The sequence below is a fragment of the Akkermansia sp. KLE1798 genome, assembly GCF_001580195.1.
Classification (GTDB): domain Bacteria; phylum Verrucomicrobiota; class Verrucomicrobiia; order Verrucomicrobiales; family Akkermansiaceae; genus Akkermansia; species Akkermansia biwaensis.
In genome coordinates this window covers 1-505 of the sequence record NZ_KQ971073.1, presented here as the reverse complement: position 1 = coordinate 505, position 505 = coordinate 1, and the positions used below count along the sequence as shown (strand labels likewise).

The window sequence follows — 505 nt, the reverse complement described above, 5'->3', positions numbered from 1 at the left end:
GAAGGGGATGCCATCATCGGATTCTGCAACGGCGAATACCTGGAAAACATGCCAGCCATTCGCCAGCACACCAAACGCACCATCTTCGTCAACTGCATGACCTGGCTCTTCAACAAGGAAAAGGAACTCATGAAGCAGGGCATGATTGCCATGTTCCTCTACCAGAATGAGGAAGTCAGGCAGAAAAACATGCCCCTGCTCAAGCGCTGCAACGACGATCCGGCCATCTCCTTCCTCACCTTCAAGCCCTACTTCCACAACGACTCCTTCCCCTTCATCGCCGAGAGGAGCGGGGAATACTTCGGTTGCGGGCGCATCTCCCGGCAGGACGCGGACAAATTCGCCGCCAACACGCTCCACATCTACGAATACTTCGTCTCCCCCCTCTTCAAGCGGGGCCTGTTTTTGGGCTTTGACCAGAGGAGCCGGGAGAAAATCGGAGAGCCCTACGGCTGGATACGCACGGCGCGCGACCAGAGGGAGGTGAGCCAGCAGGACTTCTACA

At 56.8% G+C, this 505-nt stretch carries 1 pseudogene; it reads left to right on the top strand.

The annotated features are described in order from the left end of the window. A pseudogene (locus HMPREF3039_RS14030) lies at positions 1 to 505 on the top strand (hypothetical protein); the annotation flags it as partial.